This is a genomic window from Blastococcus sp. SYSU DS1021 (assembly GCF_054050995.1).
Genome location: NZ_JBJHAL010000003.1, coordinates 1 through 17,824, shown reverse-complemented (window position 1 = coordinate 17,824; position 17,824 = coordinate 1). Strand labels below are relative to the sequence as shown.

General features: G+C 74.2%; 19 protein-coding genes. 10 read left to right on the top strand and 9 right to left on the bottom strand.

Translation table 11 applies throughout. The features are described from left to right. Nucleotides 1-45 precede the first annotated feature (45 nt). Nucleotides 46-609 carry a dihydrofolate reductase family protein gene (locus ACI8AP_RS02930; protein WP_456587832.1) on the top strand — a complete coding sequence of 188 codons (564 nt, stop codon included), beginning with the start codon at nucleotides 46-48 and terminating at the stop codon, nucleotides 607-609. A gap of 105 nt (nucleotides 610-714) precedes the next feature. Then, nucleotides 715-1,851, top strand: a complete 1,137-nt coding sequence (locus ACI8AP_RS02925; RefSeq protein WP_456587831.1) for an Rv2578c family radical SAM protein — start codon at nucleotides 715-717, stop codon at nucleotides 1,849-1,851. A gap of 6 nt (nucleotides 1,852-1,857) precedes the next feature. Here the strand turns inward: ACI8AP_RS02925 and ACI8AP_RS02920 are convergent, their stop codons facing one another. Further along, a complete protein-coding gene (locus ACI8AP_RS02920; RefSeq protein WP_456587830.1) occupies nucleotides 1,858-2,703 on the bottom strand; it encodes a hypothetical protein in 846 nt (281 codons plus the stop codon). Nucleotides 2,704-2,860: 157 nt separating this feature from the next. On the opposite strand from ACI8AP_RS02920, the gene ACI8AP_RS02915 reads away from it, so the two are divergent. Then, nucleotides 2,861-4,039 carry a carboxylate-amine ligase gene (locus ACI8AP_RS02915; protein ID WP_456587829.1) on the top strand — a complete coding sequence of 393 codons (1,179 nt, stop codon included), beginning with the start codon at nucleotides 2,861-2,863 and terminating at the stop codon, nucleotides 4,037-4,039. 9 nt (nucleotides 4,040-4,048) lie between these two features. Further along, nucleotides 4,049-4,909, top strand: coding sequence for a lysophospholipid acyltransferase family protein (locus ACI8AP_RS02910; protein WP_456587828.1), 861 nt, complete (start codon nucleotides 4,049-4,051; stop codon nucleotides 4,907-4,909). 9 nt (nucleotides 4,910-4,918) lie between these two features. On the opposite strand, the gene ACI8AP_RS02905 is transcribed toward ACI8AP_RS02910, so the two are convergent. Further along, nucleotides 4,919-5,446 (bottom strand): GNAT family N-acetyltransferase, encoded by a 528-nt coding sequence (locus ACI8AP_RS02905; RefSeq protein WP_456587827.1) that lies wholly within the window; start codon nucleotides 5,444-5,446, stop codon nucleotides 4,919-4,921. A gap of 131 nt (nucleotides 5,447-5,577) precedes the next feature. Here ACI8AP_RS02905 and ACI8AP_RS02900 point away from each other — a divergent pair, with 131 nt between their 5' ends. The 4 genes from ACI8AP_RS02900 to ACI8AP_RS02885 all read left to right on the top strand — a co-directional run bounded on the left by ACI8AP_RS02900 (nucleotide 5,578) and on the right by ACI8AP_RS02885 (nucleotide 10,555). After that, a complete protein-coding gene (locus ACI8AP_RS02900) occupies nucleotides 5,578-7,092 on the top strand; it encodes an amidohydrolase (protein ID WP_456587826.1) in 1,515 nt (504 codons plus the stop codon). Nucleotides 7,093-7,612: 520 nt separating this feature from the next. Continuing rightward, entirely contained in the window at nucleotides 7,613-9,262 is a 1,650-nt protein-coding gene (gene lnt / locus ACI8AP_RS02895) for an apolipoprotein N-acyltransferase (protein WP_456587825.1), read from the top strand. Further along, a complete protein-coding gene (locus ACI8AP_RS02890; RefSeq protein ID WP_456587824.1) occupies nucleotides 9,259-10,056 on the top strand; it encodes a polyprenol monophosphomannose synthase in 798 nt (265 codons plus the stop codon). The genes lnt and ACI8AP_RS02890 overlap by 4 nt, the downstream gene beginning before the upstream one ends. Further along, on the top strand, nucleotides 10,049-10,555 hold the full coding sequence (locus ACI8AP_RS02885) for an FxsA family protein (RefSeq protein ID WP_456587823.1): 507 nt from the start codon (nucleotides 10,049-10,051) through the stop codon (nucleotides 10,553-10,555). Before ACI8AP_RS02890 ends, ACI8AP_RS02885 begins: the two co-directional genes overlap by 8 nt. A gap of 90 nt (nucleotides 10,556-10,645) precedes the next feature. Here ACI8AP_RS02885 and ACI8AP_RS02880 read toward each other — a convergent pair whose 3' ends face one another. The 5 genes from ACI8AP_RS02880 to ACI8AP_RS02860 all read right to left on the bottom strand — a co-directional run bounded on the left by ACI8AP_RS02880 (nucleotide 10,646) and on the right by ACI8AP_RS02860 (nucleotide 14,982). Continuing rightward, nucleotides 10,646-10,990: an RNA polymerase-binding protein RbpA gene (locus tag ACI8AP_RS02880; protein ID WP_456587822.1), complete on the bottom strand. Its 345-nt coding sequence runs from the start codon at nucleotides 10,988-10,990 to the stop codon at nucleotides 10,646-10,648. Between the two features lie 192 nt (nucleotides 10,991-11,182). Continuing rightward, nucleotides 11,183-11,920 carry a thymidine kinase gene (locus tag ACI8AP_RS02875; RefSeq protein WP_456587821.1) on the bottom strand — a complete coding sequence of 246 codons (738 nt, stop codon included), beginning with the start codon at nucleotides 11,918-11,920 and terminating at the stop codon, nucleotides 11,183-11,185. Continuing rightward, entirely contained in the window at nucleotides 11,917-13,272 is a 1,356-nt protein-coding gene (locus ACI8AP_RS02870) for an MFS transporter (protein WP_456587820.1), read from the bottom strand. The genes ACI8AP_RS02875 and ACI8AP_RS02870 overlap by 4 nt, the downstream gene beginning before the upstream one ends. A 52-nt stretch (nucleotides 13,273-13,324) precedes the next feature. After that, a complete protein-coding gene (locus tag ACI8AP_RS02865; protein ID WP_456587819.1) occupies nucleotides 13,325-14,221 on the bottom strand; it encodes a lysophospholipid acyltransferase family protein in 897 nt (298 codons plus the stop codon). After that, complete coding sequence (locus ACI8AP_RS02860) at nucleotides 14,203-14,982, bottom strand: glycerophosphodiester phosphodiesterase (protein WP_456587818.1); 780 nt, start codon at nucleotides 14,980-14,982, stop codon at nucleotides 14,203-14,205. Before ACI8AP_RS02860 ends, ACI8AP_RS02865 begins: the two co-directional genes overlap by 19 nt. Nucleotides 14,983-15,143: 161 nt before the next feature. On the opposite strand from ACI8AP_RS02860, the gene ACI8AP_RS02855 reads away from it, so the two are divergent. Next, a complete protein-coding gene (locus ACI8AP_RS02855) occupies nucleotides 15,144-15,551 on the top strand; it encodes a hypothetical protein (RefSeq protein WP_456587817.1) in 408 nt (135 codons plus the stop codon). Between the two features lie 8 nt (nucleotides 15,552-15,559). On the opposite strand, the gene ACI8AP_RS02850 is transcribed toward ACI8AP_RS02855, so the two are convergent. Continuing rightward, entirely contained in the window at nucleotides 15,560-15,787 is a 228-nt protein-coding gene (locus ACI8AP_RS02850; protein ID WP_456587816.1) for a hypothetical protein, read from the bottom strand. Nucleotides 15,788-16,384: 597 nt separating this feature from the next. Between ACI8AP_RS02850 and ACI8AP_RS02845 the strand changes: the two genes are divergently transcribed. Then, complete coding sequence (locus ACI8AP_RS02845) at nucleotides 16,385-17,296, top strand: hypothetical protein (protein WP_456587815.1); 912 nt, start codon at nucleotides 16,385-16,387, stop codon at nucleotides 17,294-17,296. Nucleotides 17,297-17,390: 94 nt separating this feature from the next. On the opposite strand, the gene ACI8AP_RS02840 is transcribed toward ACI8AP_RS02845, so the two are convergent. Then, nucleotides 17,391-17,807 (bottom strand): type II toxin-antitoxin system Phd/YefM family antitoxin, encoded by a 417-nt coding sequence (locus ACI8AP_RS02840; protein WP_456587814.1) that lies wholly within the window; start codon nucleotides 17,805-17,807, stop codon nucleotides 17,391-17,393. Nucleotides 17,808-17,824: the final 17 nt, after the last annotated feature.

The following is a 17,824-nucleotide window of genomic DNA, read 5'->3' as shown; positions in this document are numbered from 1 at the left end:
GCGCCGGTCTGTACGCCGGAGACCGACTCATGGGAGGCAGACGCCGTGCGGAGACTGAGCTTCGGCATGAACGTGAGCCTGGACGGCTACATCGCCGCGCCCGGCGACGACATCGGCTGGAGCGTGCCGAGCGACGAGCTGTTCCAGTGGTGGTCCGACCGGGTGGGGGCGACCGGCCTGGCGCTGTACGGGCGGAAACTGTGGGAGACGATGAGTTCCCACTGGCCGACCGCCGACCAGCAGCCCGGCGTCACACCGGCGGAGATCGAGTTCGCCCGCCGCTGGCGGGACATGCCGAAGGTGGTGTTCTCCTCCACGATCAGCGCGGTCGACGGCAACGCCCGCCTGGTCACCGGCGACGCGGTCGCCGAGATCACCCGGCTGAAGGCCGAGGACGGCGGCCCCATGGACATCGGCGGCGCCACACTCGCCGCAGCGGCGATGCGGGCCGGGCTGATCGACGAGTACGTGGTGGCCACCGCACCGGTCCTGGTGGGGAGCGGCACGCCGTTCTTCACGGCCCTGGACAACTGGGTGGACCTGACCCTGGTGGAGACCCGGACGTTTCCCGACGGCGTGGTCCTGACCAGGTACGAGACCAGGCGGTAGCTGTCCGACGTCGGTAGGACCGGTGGTCACCGGGCAGCCGCACCGGTCGACGTCGGGCCCCGCCACCCATCCGACAGCTGGACAGTCGTTCGAACGTGTGTTCGGATGGTGGGCATGCGGTGGGACGCGCAGCGACTCGACGTCGACGAGCCCGGGGCGCTGCCCGGCATGCCGACCATCCGTGGGCTGCTGCGCAGTGTGCAGGTGCCCGAGTTCCCCGGGCTCACCTTCCACGAGGTGCGGTCCAGGAGCGCGCTGAACCGCGTGCCGGGGGAGTCGGCGATGCCCTTCCCGTGGACCATCAACCCCTACCGCGGCTGCTCGCATTCGTGCGTGTACTGCTTCGCTCGCCGGACGCACGAATGGCTGGAGCTCGACTCGGGCCGGGACTTCGACACCCAGGTCGTGGTCAAGACCAACCTGGTCGAGGTGCTGCGGCGGGAGCTGGCCCGGCCGTCATGGCGGCGCGAGCACGTCGCCCTCGGCACGAACACCGACCCCTACCAGCGGGCCGAGGGTCGCTATCGGCTCATGCCCGGGGTGATCGAGGCGCTCGCCGCGTCCGCCACCCCCTTCTCCATCCTCACCAAGGGCACCCTGCTGCGGCGCGACATCCCCCTGCTTGCGGCCGCCGCCCGCGACGTCCCCGTGGGGTTGGGGGTCTCGATCGCCATCTGGGACGACGACCTGCACGCCGCGCTCGAGCCCGGCGTCCCCGGCCCGCGCGCCCGGCTGGAGCTGATCCGGGCGCTGGCCGACGCCGGGCTGCCCTGCGGGGTCTTCCTCGCGCCCGTGCTCCCCGGCCTCACCGACTCTCCCGCGCAGCTGGACGCCGCACTCGCTGCGATCGCCGCGGCCGGGGCGTCCGGCGTGACCGTGATCCCGCTGCACCTGCGCCCGGGCGCCCGGGAGTGGTTCATGGCCTGGCTGCGTCGCGTGCACCCCGAACTCGTTCCGCGGTACGAGCGCCTGTACGCCCGCCGGGCCTACGTGCCGGCCGAGTACCGCACGTGGCTGGCCCGGCAGGTGGCGCCGCTGCTGGCCCGGCACGGCCTGGACCGGCGGTCCGGCGGGGCGGCCCGCCAGGTCGAGGTCATGGGCGTGCCCGGCGACGAAGAGGTCGGCTTCCCCGCCGGCAGCCTGCCCTCCACGGCGCTCCCGGGGCCCGGTCCTGTCCCCGACCGGGGTGCAGCGTCGGCCCCCGCCCCCGGTGGTGCGGCTGAGCAGCTGACGCTGCTCTGAGCGCGCTCAGCCGGCCTGCCGGGACGCCCGGGCCACCGCTCGGGTGGCGCGGACCATGCCGCGGGATCCCACCGGCTGGGCGCCGGCCGCGAGCGCCAGCCGGCGGTAGGAGTCGTAGGACAGCGTCCGGTAGGCAGCGGCGAGCTCCTCGACGGCCTCGCGGCGGGACGGGGCGACGGTGGCGCGCAGGTGCCCGACCGTGGCGCGCACGTGCTTGGTGAAGGTGGCCTGCAGGGCCTGGTTGGAGAGCCTGCCACCGATGCGGGAATCCAGGCCGGGCCCCCGGCGCAGCGCCGGCAGCACCCAGGGACTGGCGGCCAGCGCCGGGAACCTCGCCCGAGCCGCCTCCCAGGCGTGCCAGGCGGTCAGCGCCCCGGGGACGGACCACTCGCCGTCGTCGGTGGTGACGTGCAGGCGGCGCGCGGTCGCCCGCACCTGGTCCCGCCGCAGCGAACGGAAGGCGCCGACCGGCGCGGGCCAGCCCAGGGCGAGCGCGCACCAGGCCACCGAGCGCAGGTGCTCGGGGTCCTCGGCGCGGATCCGGGTCAGCGGCCGGAGATCGAGCTGCGGCGGATCCGGCTCGGGGGTGGCCGGCTGCGCGAGCGCCAGACCGCCGTAGCGGGCGACCTTGCTGTAGAGCGCGACGGTGGCCGGCTTCCAGCCGCGCGCGGCGGACAGCTCGTCGAGGCCACCGGCCGCCAGCTCCTCGGGCCCGAGATCGAGCTCGAGCGCCGCGTCGGCCAGCCGGCGCCACTGGTCCTCGTACCCAGGAGGCGGTCGCAGCCGGGCCCAGGCGCGTGCCGGCGGTAGGGCAGGCATGTCGGGCAACGGCTGCTGCCAGGCACGTGGCATGCGTCCAGTCTACCGTTATCCCCAACAATCGAGACAACATTCGTTGTGCTGACTTGACGAGCAACCAGAACCGGCGCCCTTCGGGCACCGCATCACCAACGGACCACCAGGACCGGTTGGATCTGCGCCCGGCGATGTCCCTCTGGATCATGGGACCGTGCGAACGGTGGGCGTCGAGGAAGAACTGCTGGTCGTCGACCCCCACGGCGTTCCCGTTCCCCGGGCCCCGGAGGCCCTGGCGGTCGCGGCGCGCCGCGGCGAGGGCGAGGACGTCCACCAGCACGACCTCGAGGAGCGCGGCAAGGACGTCGCCGTCCCGGAGACCGCCCGCCTCGTCCCCGAGCTGAAGGCCCACCAGATGGAACTCGGCACGCCGGTGTGCACGACGCTGGCCGAGATCCGCAGCCAGCTGCGGCACTGGCGCGGCCGGGCCGACGACGCGGCCGCCGCCGTGGGTGCCCGCGTCGCCGCCCTGGCCACCTCGCCGGTCGGCGTGACGCCGGTCCCCACGGAGGGCGAGCGCTACGGGCGCCTGCTCGAGACCTTCGGGCGCACCGCTGAGGAGGTCCTCACCTGCGGCTGCCACGTGCACGTGTCGGTGGCCGACGACGAGGAAGGGGTGGCGGTGCTCAACCGCATCCGCAACTGGCTGCCGGTGCTGACCGCGCTCAGCGCGAACTCGCCGTTCTGGCAGGGCCGGGACACCTCCTACGCCAGCTTCCGGTCGCAGGTGTGGCACCGATGGCCCTCGGCCGGCCCGAACGAGCCCTTCCACGACGCGGCGGACTACCACCGGCTCGTCGAGGCGGTGCTCGCCACCGGGACCGTGCTGGACGACGGGATGGTCTACTTCGACGCCCGCCTGTCGGCCACCTGGCCCACCGTCGAGGTCCGCACGGCCGACGTGCTGATGCGTGTGGAGGACGCCGTCACCCTCGCCGGGCTCGTGCGCGGCCTGGTCGAGACCGCCGCCCGGGAGGCCCGCGCCGGGGGAGCGGTACCGGAGACGCGCGCGGAGGTGCTCCGCCTGGCGTCCTGGCGCGCCTCCCGCTCCGGGCTCTCCGGTGACCTGGTGCACCCGCGAACCGGCCGGCCCGCCCCGGCCGCCGACGTGCTGGCCGATCTGCTGGACCACGTCCGGCCCGCGCTCGCCGAGGCCGGCGACGAAGCCGTGGTGAGCAGCGGTCTGGACGCCCTCCTGACCCGCGGGACGGGAGCGGACCTCCAGCGGCGCGTGCACCGCGAGACCGGCGACCTCGCCGCCGTCGTCCGGGCGGCCGTCGCCGTCACCGCGGGGGAGGAGACCCCCCGGGCGACCGCCGGCGCGAGCCGCTAGATTCCCGCCATGTACACCGCGAGCTGGCGCGACGTCGTCCGTCCGGGGCTGTTCGGCACGTCGCCCGACCCGAGGGACAAGCCCTACCGCCTGGTCATCCGACTGGCACTCGTCGTCTTCCGGCTCCTCCGGTTCCGGTTCGACGTCCGCGGCTCGCAGCACGTCCCACCCGTGGGTGGGGCGATCATCTGCAGCAACCACGTCAGCTTCTTCGACTTCACCTTCCTCGGCCTGGGCGCGCTGCCGCAGCACCGCCTCGTCCGGTTCATGGCGAAGTCGCCCGTGTTCGAGCACTGGCTCGCCGGGCCGTTCATGCGGGCCATGAAGCACATCCCCGTCGACCGGAAAGCCGGCTCGACGGCGTTCGAGGCCGCCGTGCGCGCCCTCAAGGACGGCGAGGTGGTCGGCGTCTTCCCCGAGGCGACCATCAGCACGAGCTTCACGGTCAAGGACCTCAAGGCAGGCGCCGCCCGTATGGCCATCGACGCCGGTGTGCCGATCATCCCGGCGGCGGTGTGGGGCGGGCACCGGGTGGCGACCAAGAACCACAAGGTGGAGCTGCGCCGGGGCGTCCCGGTCATGGTCTTCCTGGGCGACCCGATCACCCCCGAGCCGGGGGAGCAGATCGCCGCGCTGCTGGACCGCACGCGCACCGCCATGGTGGCGCTGCTCGACGAGGCGCAGCGCAGCTACCCCGACCGGCCCGCCGGCGACGACGACCGCTGGTGGCTCCCGGCCCACCTCGGGGGCACCGCCCCCACGCCGTCGGAGGCGGCGGCCGCCGACGCGGTGCGCGCGGCGGGGCGGGGGACGACGCGCGCGAAGAAGTCCCCGGCCCGCCGGCTCACCGGGCTGCTCCGCCGCCGCTGAGCGGACAGCTCACTCGACGACGACCGGCGCCATGAGCCGGAAGGCCTCCAGCTCGACGTCGTACCAGCGCCGCATCCGGCCCAGCGGGGTCATGCCCAGCCGCCGGCACACCGCCATCGACGGCTCGTTGCCGGGTCGGACGACGGCGTAGACCTCGGGGAGGCCGCGAACGAACGCCCGGTCGATCACCGCCCGCGCGGCCTCGGTGGCGTAGCCGTGACCCCACGAGTCGGGGTGCAGGTGCCACCCGACCTCCACCTCGCCCACCCCGTTCGGCAGCGGCTTGAGCAGCACCGTGCCCGCCGGGACGCCGTCGGGTCGCTCGATCGCCCAGCACAGGAACGTCTCGTCCTGGCGGTGCACCTCGGCCCAGCGCTCGACCAGCTCGGCCGGGGGCACCGACGGCGTCCCGCCCAGCCAGCGGGTCACCTCCTCCCGGCGGTAGACGTCGCGAAGCCGGGCCAGGTCCGCCGGGCCGGTGGTCCAGGGGCGCAGCCGCAGCCGCTCGGTGCGCAGCTCCTTCCCCTTGCCGCCCATCGGTCCTGCCTACCGTCGGGCGGGGCGCCCGGCCACCGGAGGGTCTCCCGCCGGAGCGGCCGAGTCGGCGTGATCTCCTACTCGTCGCCTCGCGGTCGGACGCGAGCGCGGGGACGAGAGGTGGACGCCACATGAGCCTGCTGCTCACCGACGTGCGGATCGGCGACCGCCCCGGGCGCGCCGTGCACGTCGTCGACGGCCGGATCGCCTGGACCGGTGCTGCCGCAGAGGCCCCGCGTGCCGATCACGCGGTCGCGGGGGAGGGGGCGCTGCTGACGCCTGCCTTCGTCGACGCGCACGTGCACGCCACGGCGACCGGTCTGGCGCTGACCGGTCTCGACCTGCACTCGAGCCCCAGCCTCGCCCATGCGATGGAGTCCATCCGAGCCCACGTCGCGACGGCGCCAGGCGGGATCGTCCTGGGCACCGGCTGGGACGAGACCGACTGGCCCGAGCGACGGGGCCCGACGCGCGCCGACGTCGACGCCGTGGCCGCCGGGCGCCCGGTCTACCTGGCCCGTGTCGACGTCCACTCGGCGACGGTCTCCACCGCGCTGCTCGACCTCGTCCCGGGCATCACCGGGCTCCCGGGGTTCTCGCCGGACGGACGGCTGCGCCTGGACGCCCACCACGCCGCCCGCCAGGCCGCCTACGGTGCGGTGGGGACCGCGCAGCGCCGCGCCGCACAGCGCGCCGCCCGGTCCGCGGCGGCCGCCCTGGGGATCGGCAGCCTGCACGAGATGGCCGGGCCGGAGGTCTCCTCCGCCGACGACCTGAGGGAGCTGCTGGCCCTGGCCGCCGAGGTGCCCGGCCCGCGCGTCGTGGGGTACTGGGGCGAGCTGTCCGAGCGCGGCGGCCTGGAGCTGGTCCGGGAACTCGGTCTCGCCGGCGCCGGGGGAGACCTGTTCTGCGACGGCGCCCTCGGCTCGCACACCGCCGCCCTGAGCGCTCCTTACAGTGACCGACCCGAGACGTCGGGCACCCTGCGGTTCGAGTCCGCCGCGCTGGTGGAGCACGTGCGCGCCTGCACGGCGGCGGGGATCCAGGCCGGCTTCCACGTCATCGGGGACGCCGCCGTCGAGCAGGTCCTGGACGCCGTCGGCGCCGTCGTCGCGGAGCTGGGCGTCGCGACCGTCCGCGCCTGCCGTCACCGCCTCGAGCACCTGGAGATGCCCTCCGCCGCGGCCATCGACCGGATGCGGGACTGGCAGATGGTGGCCAGCGTGCAGCCGGCCTTCGACGCCACCTGGGGAGGCGATGCGGGCATGTACGCCGAGCGGCTCGGCGTCGAGCGGGCCCTGGCCACCAATCCGTTGGCCGAGCTCGCGGACGCGGGGGTCGCCCTGGCTCTCGGCAGCGATGCGCCGGTGACTCCGCTGGACCCCTGGGGGGCGGTGCACGCGGCCGTCGACCACCGGACGCCGGATTCCGGGTTGCGTCCCTTCGACGCCTTCGACGCCGCCACGCACGGCGGCTGGTTCGCCGTCCGCGCCGAGCACCCGGCCGGGCCGCTGGCCGTGGGAGCGCCCGCGGACCTCGCGCTGTGGGCCACCGACCAGGGGCTCTCCGGCGTCCTCGGCAACCGGATCCGACCCGGCTGCGCCGGTCTGCTCGTCGACGGCCGGGTGGTGACGGGCGCGGGGTGAGCGCCGTCGCTGTCAACGATCAGTAACGATTCGATCACACTGCGACGCACAGCTCGCCAGGGTCTCGATTCGGCGCGGGGCAGTTCTTACAGTCCCTGCAGTTCCTGACCGGGAGCACCGCACGCACGATCCCCGGCAGGCGCGTCAGTCCCTCCGGCCGGCGCTCCCGATCTCGGGTGCGCTCCCGGGTCGCGGGGGGCCGGCGGGCCGCCGGTCGCGGCGTGTGCGGGCACCCCGGCGGAGCCCCCGTGGAGCCGCGCCATCAGACAACGGTCGCGCCGATCGCCGCCAGCGACCGGCCGTCCGGCCCGAAGGCGCGCCGATCGCGGAGGGCGACCGCCGGCGCCCCCGGGAGCAGGGGTCCGGTGGTTCGGACGGAAGGTCCCGGCGCACACGCGCTCGCCCACTCCGCCGGGATGGGATGCTGGGTCGGGGCCGCGGACACCGCGGCCCGGACCCCGCCCGAACGGGCGCGGGGACGTCCCGCCCCGGGTGGGCGGCTGCACCGGGGAGGCGCTGCGTGCCCGCAGGCGATGGCGGGCCGGGAACCTGGACGCTCGCGCGCCCGGCCGGCCCCGACGCTGCCGGGCGGCCCGTGCCGCCGGCGGGAGCTCCGGCCTCCCGCTGGTCGCGCGCCCCCTGGCGCACCGTCCTGGCTGCCTGCGGCGGGCTGGCGATGTTCCTGGCGTTCCCGGGATACGACCTCGCCGCCCTGGCGGTGCTGGGCCCGGCCGCGCTCGCCGTCGCCGTCCACGGGCGCAGCGTCCGCGCCGGTCTCTGGCTCGGGCTGGTCACCGGGCTCACCTTCTTCGTCCCCCTGCTCTCCTGGACCGGCATCTACGTCGGGGCCGTCCCGTGGCTGGCCCTCGCGGTCAGCCAGGCGCTGTTCGTCGCCGCGCTCGGGGGCCTGACCGCGCTCACGTCCCGGCTCCCCGCCTGGCCGCTGTGGGCCGCCGCCCTGTGGGTGGCCGTCGAGGCGGGCCGCGGCCGCTTCCCCTTCGGGGGGTTCCCCTGGGGCCGGCTGGGCCTCTCCCAGACCGAGGGCCCCTTCCTGGCGTTCGCCGCGTACGGCGGTGTCCCACTGGTCGGCTTCGCCGTCGCGCTCACCGGCACCCTGCTGGCGGCGGCGGCCCTCGCCCTCGCGCAGGGACGGAGCACGGCAGGGATCACGGCCCGGCACCGTCGCGGGGCGGCGGCCGCGCTGGCCGGCGCGCTGACGATCCCGCTGGTGGGCGGGTTGGCCTGGCTGCCGCTGGCCGGGGGCTCCCTCACCGCGGGCGGCCCCACCGCCACCGTCGCGGTGATCCAGGGCGACGTACCGCGCGCCGGCCTGGACTTCAACGCCCAGCGGCGGGCGGTGCTCGACAACCACGTCCAGCAGACGCTGCGCCTGGCCGGGGAGGTGGCCGCCGGCCGGCAGCCACCTCCCGACGTCGTCCTCTGGCCGGAGAACAGCTCGGACATCGATCCCTACCGCAACGCCGACGCCGCGGCGCAGATCCAGCGCGCGGCCGATGCGGTGGGTGCGCCGGTGCTGGTCGGCGCGGTCGTGAACGGCCCGGGGGAGTACATCAGCAACACCGCGATCGTCTGGACCCCCGAGGGCGGTCCCGGCGACACGTACGTCAAGCGGCATCCCGTTCCGTTCGCCGAGTACGTCCCGGCCCGCGACTTCTTCCGGTTCTTCAGCGACAAGGTCGACCTCGTCCGCCGGGACTTCGCCGCGGGGGACGAGGTGGGCGTCCTCGACATCGGTGGCGTGCGGCTCGGCGACCTCATCTGCTTCGAGGTGGTGTACGACGGCCTCGTGCGCGACGTCGTCGACGGTGGTGCGGGCATGCTCGTGGTTCAGACCAACAACGCCACGTTCGGCTACACCGACGAGAGCGCCCAGCAGCTGGCGATGAGCCGGGTGCGCGCGGTCGAGTTCGGCCGCACCGTCGCGGTGGCCGCGACCAGCGGCATCTCCGCGATCGTGGCGCCGGACGGCACCGTGGTGCGCTCCTCCGAGCTGTTCGAGCCCGCGGTGTTCGTGGCCGAGGTGGCCCAGCGGGACGGCCGGACGGTCGCCCAGCGGCTCGGTGCCGCGCCGGAGGTGCTCCTCACCGCCCTGGGGCTCGGCGCGGCGCTGTGCGCCGCCCTCCGGCGGCGTGCGGGGAGCCGGGCGTGAGCGAGCGCGTCCTGGTGGTCGTCCCGACCTACAACGAGGCGGAGAACCTCGAGCGGGTGCTCGGCAGGCTGCACGCCAGCGTCCCGGAGGCGCACGCCCTGGTCGTCGACGACGGCTCGCCCGACGGCACCGGGCGGATCGCCGACTCGCTGGCGGCGGCCGATCCCCGCGTCCACGTCCTGCACCGCGCCGCGAAGGCCGGCCTGGGACGTGCCTACGTCGCCGGGTTCCGCTGGGCCCAGGAGCGCGGTTACGACGTCCTGGTCGAGATGGACGCCGACGGCTCGCACCCGCCCGAGCAGCTGCCCGCCCTGCTCGCCGCCCTGGCCGACGCCGACCTCGTGCTGGGGTCCCGCTACGTCGACGGTGGCCGGGTCGAGGACTGGCCGCTGCACCGGCTGGTGCTGTCCCGCCTCGGGAACCGGTACACCCGGTGGGCGCTGCGGCTGCCGCTGCGCGACGCCACCGGGGGCTTCCGGGCGGCCCGCGCCGAGCTGATCGACCGGCTCCCGTTCGACGAGGTGGCGAGCGAGGGCTACTGCTTCCAGGTCGACTGGGCCTGGCGAGCCCTGCGATCAGGGGCCCGCGTCACCGAGGTGCCGATCACCTTCACCGAACGTGCGTTCGGCCGGAGCAAGATGAGCGGCTCGATCGTTGGAGAGGCGTGGGCGCGCGTGACCGTGTGGGGCGTGCAGGACCGGCTGGCCGACTGGCTGCCCGGACGCGTGCGGCCACCCGTGACCGGCGGGGGAGCGGGAACGGCACGACCTGGGGAGGGGAGGCGACGTGGCTGACGTGGTGCGTCGGAGACTGCGCACGGTGGTGGGGCTGACCGCGCTGGCGGAGCTGGTGGTCTTCGTGCTGGTCGCCGCCTGGATCGGCCTCGGGTGGACGATCCTCGCCACCCTCGTCACCAGTGCGCTCGGATGGGTGCTGCTGGCCAGCCAGGGCCGGCGGGCCCTCGCCGACCTGCGGCAGCGGGCGCGGTCACGCGAGGCCGCGGGCCGCGAGCTCGGTGACGCCGGGCTGGTCGCCGTCGGCGGTCTGCTGATGGTGCTGCCGGGCTTCCTCGGTGACCTGATCGGGCTGCTGTGCCTGCTGCCGGGCACCCGGGGGCTGGTGCGTGGCGCGCTCCGGCGGGTGGTGCTCGCCCGGCTGCCCGAGCACCTGCGTGGACCGGTGCGCGTGGGGAGCACCCGTACCGCCCCGGTGGACACCACCGAGTCCTACGGCCGTGGGGAGCCGCTCGTGATCGAGGGGGAGGTCCTGCGGGACCCCGACCAGAAGGCCTGACCCGCTCCCGGGGGCACCCGGCCCCGGACGCGGAACGGCCCCGGTGGATCTCTCCACCGGGGCCGTCCGGTCACTGCGGTAGGGCTGGGGTCAGCTGGCGCGTGTCCGCCGGCCCCGGAGCACCTCGAGGCGCTCGGCGAGGACCTCCTCGAGGTCCTCCACGCTGCGCCGCTCCAGGAGCATGTCCCAGTGCGTCCGCGGGGGCTTCACCTTCTTGGGCGCCGGCTCGGTCCCACCGACCAGCTTCGCCGCGGAACCGTCGAACTTGCACTCCCAGGTGTCGGGGAGCTCCGCGTCGTCGGCGAAGGGCACCGTGAACAGGTGGCCCGAGGCGCACCGGTACTCGGCGTACTGCCGCTCGATGGGCGCGGTGTTGCGCTCGGTCTCATAGCTGACGCTGCCCAGTCGGCTGCCGCGCAGGGAACGCTCACCCATGGCACACCGTCCTCTCGTGCTCGTGTCGGTCGGGACTCGACGTCCGGTGGCCAGGGCAGTACCCAGGCGACCGGGGAGTCAGAGAGATGAACGACCGAAAAGGCGGAGAGATTCCGCCGAATCGGCTGCTCATCATCGCATGGGGTGGGATCCGGGGCGCGGGCGCCCCCCACAGGGGTGAGGAGCCGCCGTTCAGGGCAGGGCGAGCTGGCCCGGCCCGGCGGCGGTGGGGCCCAGCTCGCCGCGCACGTAGTGCCGCCGGCAGAGCACCTGGTACCGGACGGCGGGGGCGCCGGCGCCCTCCCCGGGCAGCTCGGGGGGAGCGGTGTCGGCGACGACGACGGTCGCGCCGGAGCGGACCATGACGCCGTCGACGACCCGGGCGTTGAGCAGCCCCGGGAGACCGCACCAGCAGAGCACCTCCACCTGGATGCGCTGCACCTCGTCGGCCAGCTCCAGCAGGCGCCGGGTCCCGGGGAACAGCTGCGCGCGGAAGTCGGTGGTGAGCCCGAAGGCGTAGACGTCGACGTGCGACTCGTCGACCAGCTCGGCCAGCTGGTCCACCTGGGCGGGGAGGAGGAACTGCGCCTCGTCGACGATCAGGTAGTCGACCCGGTGGCCGTCGGCCCAGCGCGTGCGGACGAGCAGCCGCAGGTCGGTGCCCGCGTGCACTTCCATCGCCGCCCGGCAGAGCCCGACGCGGGAGCTGATCCGCGGAGCCGCGGACCGGTCGCCCTGGGTGACCAGCAACCCGTGCCGGCCCTGCCGGCTGTGGTTGTGGTCGACCTGCAGCGCCAGCGTGGACTTCCCGCAGTCCATGGGGCCGTGGAAGAACCGCAGATGGGCCGGTGCGGGGTGGCGTCGCCGGTCGCCGGAGGCGGGCACCATCGGCGGCGGGGGAGCGGGCCGCTCGCCGTCGGGCGCGGTCACAGCTTCTCCGGCGGCGTGTTGCCGGCGGCGACGACAGCGCGGCGCATCGGCAGCGCGGCCAGCGCGACGAACCCGGCCACGAAGAAGATCACCAGGCTGACGATGGCCAGCCGGTAGGAGCCGGTCAGCTGGTAGGTGAGGCCGAACGCGAGCGGCCCGAGCCAGCTGGTGCCGCGGTCGCTGATCTCGTAGAAGCCGAAGTACTCCGCCTCCTTGCCCGCCGGGATGAGCTGGCTGAACAAGGAGCGGGAGAGGGCCTGGGTGCCGCCCTGCACGAGCCCGATGACGGCGGCGAGGGCGTAGAACTGGGCGACCGCGCCGGTCTGCAGGGAGAACGCGGCGAACAGCACACCGATCCAGGCCACCAGGGCGCCCAGGACGACCCGCTTGGCGCCGTAGCGACCGGCCAGGCGGCCGAGGCCCAGCGCGCCGAAGATCGCCACCACCTGGACCATCAGGATCGCGCCGGTGAGCACGTCCTGCGCCAGGTCCAGCTCCTCGGTGGCGTAGGTGGCCGACAGGGAGATGACCGTCTGCACGCCGTCGTTGAACAGCAGGTAGGCACCGAGGAACCACAGCGTCAGCGGGAAGGCCCGCATCTCGCGGAAGGTGGTGGCCAGCTGGCGGAAGCTGCTGCTGGACCGGCCTGCGGAGGGCGCGACCGGGCGGTTGCGCAGGCGGGACACCGAGAACAGCGTGAAGGCCCCCCACCACAGCCCCGCCGTCGCCAGGCAGATACGCACGGCCTCACCGGTCGTCAGCCCCAGGTCCTCGGCCGCGACGACCAGGCCCAGGTGGACCGCCAGCAGCAGCGCCCCGCCGACGTAGCCGAACGCCCAGCCCTTGCTGGAGACGGCGTCGCGCTCGTCGGGTCCGGCCAGCTCCGGCAGCCACGAGTAGTAGACGACCGTGGCCGCGCCGAACGCGATGTTGGCGAGGACGAACAGACCCGCGCCCAGCAGCCACCGGCCGTCGCCGGCGAAGAACAGGCCGGTCGTCGCGAGCGCCCCGAGGATCGCCAGCCCGGTGAGCATCTCCCGCTTGCGGCCGGTGCGGTCGGCGACGGCGCCGGCGAGGGGCAGCACGAGCACCTGCAGGACGACCGACGCCGACAGCACGTAGGAGAACCAGCTGCCGGCCGCGAGCGACAGCCCGAGGAAGGAGAGCCGCTCGTCCGGGCCCGCGGCGTCCCGCGCGATCGCGGTCAGGTACGGGCCGAGGAAGACGGTCGTCACCGAGGTGTTGAAGACCGACATCGCCCAGTCGTAGGAGTACCAGCCGAACCGCTCGCGCCGGAGGGCGGGATCGGTCGACGGCACCGACGGGTCGGCGGCGGGGACGGCGGTGGTCACCGCGGCAGGGTGCCAGGCAGGTGGCGGCCGGTCCAGCACCGGCCCGCGCCGGTCACGGGATGTCCTCCGGCACGACACCGCCGGGAAAAGCGGCGACGGCGGTCGTGGGCCGTGTCGGGTCGACGAACGCGGGGCCGTCGAGCTCGTCGGACCGCAGTGGGCGCAGGCCCCGGGTGAGCGCAGCGGCGATGCGGGTGCGCGCCCGGTTGGCGTCTCCCACGCGGCCCATCTCCAGGTCGTCGAAGACGACCGGCGGGCCGACGTGCACCCGCAACGCGGGACGGCGCAGCACGGCCCGCAGCAGGGTGCGCAGCTTGCCGAGGTCGTTGCCGTACTGGAGCACCTCGTGCGCACCCCACTGGCTCACCGGGAGCACGGGCACCCGCAGGCCCAGTGCGAGCCGCGCCATTCCGGTGCGGCCCCGTTCGGGCCAGAGGTCCGGCGCCAGGCCCACCCGGCCTTCGGGATAGGCGACGACGTGGCCTCCGTGCACCAGGGCCACCTCGGTGACGCGGACGGCGTGGCGGGCCAGCTCGGTGCCCCGCTCCACCCGGATGGCGCCGGTCCGTTCCAGCAGCGGGCCGGCGACCGGCGCGGAGACGATGCCCCCGGTGGCCATGATCCGGGGGGAGACGCCCAGCCGGTGCAGGGCGACGGCGATGACGAAGGGATCGAAGTCGCCGATGTGGTTGGCGGCCAGCAGCAAGGGCCCCCGCCGCAGCTCCTCGGGGATCTCGCCGGTGACCTCCACGCGGCCGAAGACGCTCACCAGCCACGAGAAGCGACGCAGCACGAACCGCCAGAACCACCACGGCGGGGCGACGGCGATGGCCAGCTCCCGGGCGAACCACTCGGGGTCGTCGGGCCGGACGAGGGCCGCGAGGTCCTCCGGCAGCGGGGGCGTGCGCGGACGCCAGTCCCGGAGCCACGTCACGACGGTGGCGCCCACTGGCCGCGCTTCTCCAGCACCTCGCGCAGCATCGCCGGCCGATCGGTCATGATGCCGTCGACCCCGAGGTCGAGCAGGGCCGCGGCCTCATCGGGGTCGTCGACGATCCACACGTGCACCTGCAGACCGCGCGCGTGGGCGGCGGCGAGGAAGCGCTCGTCCACCAGGGCGCGGCCGCCGAGATGCAGGGGCACCTGCGCGCAGCCGGCCGGGATGCGCACCAGCCCGGCGGCGCGGGGGGAGTAGGAGGACAACCGCAGCGCCGCGACCCCCCGGGGCCCCAGCGAGGTGCAGAGCATCGGTCCGAAGAGCCGCCGGGCCGCGGCGACGCGGGCGTCGGAGAACGAGCCCAGGCAGATGCGGTCGAGCACCTTCATGCGCCGCACCAGGCGCACGAGCGGGGCCAGCACGCCGGCGGCCTTGATGTCGAGGTTGAACCGGACGTCGGGCCACGCGCCCAGCAGGTCCTCGAGGCGCACGATCGGCTCCCGGCCGCCGATGCGGGCCTCGGAGACTTGTGCCCAGGTCAGGCCGTCGAGGCGGCCGCTGCGGTCGGTGACCCGCTCCAGCGTGGGATCGTGGAAGGCGACGAGGACGCCGTCGGCCGTCACCTGCACGTCCGTCTCGAGGTACCGGTAGCCCAGGTCCACGCAGGCCTGGAAGGCCGGCATGCTGTTCTCCAGGTGCTCGATCGCTCCACCGCGGTGCGCCATGGCCAACGGCGTCGGCGCGTCGAGGAAGGCGAAGCGCGCGGCAGGCACGTCGTCCACGCTAGTGGCACCGGTCGGCGCACCTGCGAGGCCCCGTCGACACGGTCGGAGGCGGTGGTCGACCAGCCTCCGGCCACAGGTCGGCAGCCCTTCCACGCCTGTTCTGGCGTGTCATGCAGGACTGTCGTCAGCGGCGTCTAGCGTGCGCAGGCGTGGCACAGCAGCACGCGTCCGGCAGCACCGCATCCCTTCCCGTCGCACCACTCCCCAGCCGGGGGAGCGGTGAGGAACGCCGGTGCGGCTGGTGCCGCCGGGTTCTCCCGCAGCAGGGGTCGGTCGGGCGGCCGCGGCTGTACTGCGGCCAGGCCTGCCGCCAGCGCGCCTACGAGCAGCGCTCGGCGACCGCGAAGGCAGGATTGCCCGGCGACGTCGTACTGGTGTCACGGGCGGAGCTGGACGGGCTGCAGGACCGGCTGTTCCAGCTGCGCTGCGCCCTGGAAGACGTGCAGACGCTGCTGCAGGAGCGGCCGACCAAGGCCGAGCTGGAGCGTTCCCTGGCCGACCTCGTCCACTCGACGGGCCGGCTGGACCGGCTCTGGGTCACCGAACGCTCCAGCTGACCGGCACCTCAGTCGCCCTGCGTGTCGTCGTCGGTGTTCTGGTCGGTCTCCGGGTTGCTGACGTCCGGCAGGTTCTCCCGGTCGGCGTCCTCGGGGTCGACCGTCTCCACGACCTCGTCGGTGCTGCCGTCATTGCGATCCAGCCCGGCCGGATCCCCGCACGCGGTCAGCGTCGCAGCTCCGCCGAAGAGCGCCAGCGAAGTCAGCAGTGCGGCGAACGGTCGTCGGATTCTCATGTGCCCGACCCTACGAAGCCCGACGGTGGTCCGCCTGTCGAGCGACCGACACCACAGTGAATACGTCACTGTGACGTAACGATGCTGGTGTCAGCGGACGGGGAGGGTGGCCGGGGAGGACCGGATGCCGGGGGTCGCGGACGGGCCGCACGAACGCTCGACGGGCGGCGCACGTCCCGAGTCAAGATCAATTTCGGGGGAGTCGGACGAGCCGGAGGTCGGAGGTGTCCGCAAGTGCGCACAGGCAGCCGGCTGCCGACCCAGCCGCGGGGTCGTGAGGCGGGACGTCGGCAACGGGCACCCGAGCGGCGTCCCGACATCGGCCTCCGACATCGGCCTCCGACATCGGCCTCGGGCGTCAAAAGCCGCGGCGGCGACGCCTGCGGTGGACGGTCATCACGCCGGCCGACCTGGGCGATTCCCGACAGGTGTCAGCCCCTTCTCGCGCCCCGTTCTATCGCGCCGATAATCGACGTTATGTCAACTAACTGAGGGACTGTTGCAACGGATGCAGGACCAGCTCCGCCAGGTGGTGGGCGCGACGCCGTACAGCGTCCCAGCACCGACGAGCCCGTGACCGTCGTAGCGTTCACCGTCATGAGCACCGCCTCCGCCTCGCAGAACCTCGACCACGTCACTGCCGTCGCGACCCGCTATATCGAGCAGCACCTCGGAGACGATCTGCTGCAGTGGAGCGAGGTCATCGACCACCTCAAGGCGCGCGGCTACACGGCCGAGGCCACCCCGGCAGTCCTCCGCGCCGTCCTGGACCTCGAACGCACCGGTGTGATGTGCTTCGCCCACGCCCCCGAGCGCATGCGCCACCCCCGCCCCGGCGACGCCGCACCCGCACCCCTCCATGAGGTCGCCGCCGCCGTCCTGTCTCTGCCGTGGCCCTGCACCCGCAACGACCGCCCGGGCGGCAGCCGGTCCATCTGGGAGACCTTCGAGGAGCTCGACGGCCGCTACCGGCACTGCGACGTCTACGAGGCCATGCACACCCTGCTGAAAGGTCACGAACTCAAGAGCAGCCGCGTGTACTGGCAGCGGACCGACCTGCCGTCACGCTTCGACACGGCTGGCCGCTTCGCTCAACGGGCTGAAGCCATCGCCGTGCAACCACCGGCTTCACCCGCCCGCCAGCAGCTCGAAGCGGACCTCGTCGCCGCGTATGTCGCGACACTCCCTCACCGCTACCTCCGAGAGCACCCCATCGGTGAACTGCGAGCCGACGTGTACGAGCCAACGGTCCGGCGCGTCGTGGAGGCGAAAGCCGCCGCCGATGTCGTCACCGTCGCTCACGCATGGGCTCAGGCAGCCGCCTACCGGTACGCAGCGAACACCTCCGCCCTCGATGACCGGACCACCGTCGAGTCCATCGCGGTCCTCCTCCCGGCCGCACCCACCGGGACCGCCCGCAGCTTCCTCGAGCATGTCGCCGCAGACTGCTTCGAGGTCGAGCTCATCTACCCCCACGGCGAGACGTTCCGGCACGAGCAACTCACCTGACCTGAGCGCCGGCAACGGCCAGGTCAGGGTGCGCGAGCCGCTCCCTGCATGACGGGGACCGCCCACCGGACATGGGCCGGCGGCAATGCCACCATCACCATCCTGTCGCCGCACTCGGCTCCGTGGACCACCAACGCCGACCGAGCTCCGCCGGCAAGGTCACGGGCCGACGCCTCGGAATGCCGCGAGCGCCCCCCTCGGGCATCTCGTCGAAGTCGTCCGCGATCCTCGTCCGGCCCCGCAGCGAGCCCGGTACGCGCCGAACCGCCCGGGTTCCGGCCGCGACCAGGCGGGCAACCGGTTTGCCAGCGCGAGTGATGACGACGTCCTCCCCTGCCCCGACCGCTTCCAGCAGCCGACAGGTGTGTCGTCGCCTCGTGGACGCGCACGGTTCTCGCCACGGATCCAGTGTCAGGGCCCAATCAACGACGCCCCCCCCCCCCCCCCCCCCCCCCCCCCCCCCCCCCCCCCCCCCCCCCCCCCCCCCCCCACCCCCCCCCGCCCCAAACAAAAAACACTAAAAAAAAA